We start from the raw sequence: 440 nt of genomic DNA, 5'->3' as shown, positions 1-440 counted from the left end.
GCCGAGCAGCTCACCGACTATCTCACCGACAACGGCGTGAAGGTCCGCTACCTGCACTCCGACATCGACACGGTCGAGCGCGTGGAGATCATCCGCGACCTGCGGCTGGGCGCCTTCGACGTGCTGGTCGGCATCAACCTGCTGCGCGAAGGGCTGGACATTCCCGAGGTGTCGCTCGTCGCGATCCTGGATGCCGACAAGGAAGGCTTCCTGCGGGCGGAGCGCAGCCTCATCCAGACGATCGGCCGCGCGGCGCGCAACCTCAACGGCCAGGCGATCCTCTATGCGGACCGCATCACCGACTCGATGAAAAAAGCCATCGGCGAGACGGAACGCCGGCGCGCCAAGCAGATCGCACACAACGAGGCGCAGGGTATCGTGCCGCGCAGCATCGTCAAGCAGGTGCGCGACCTGATCGACGGCGTCTACAGCGAGAAGAC

The 440-nt window shown here is 65.5% G+C and carries 1 protein-coding gene; it reads left to right on the top strand.

Annotated features, from left to right (window positions below; genetic code table 11):
* Positions 1–440: helicase-related protein (locus GVL05_RS19855; RefSeq protein ID WP_268839749.1), on the top strand; the 440-nt coding region annotated here is incomplete at both ends.

The sequence above is a fragment of the Curtobacterium sp. 18060 genome, from assembly GCF_902706105.1.
Taxonomy (GTDB): Bacteria; Actinomycetota; Actinomycetes; order Actinomycetales; family Microbacteriaceae; genus Curtobacterium.
Note: the sequence above shows the minus strand (reverse complement) of the source record. Positions and strands in the feature narration are given on the sequence as shown.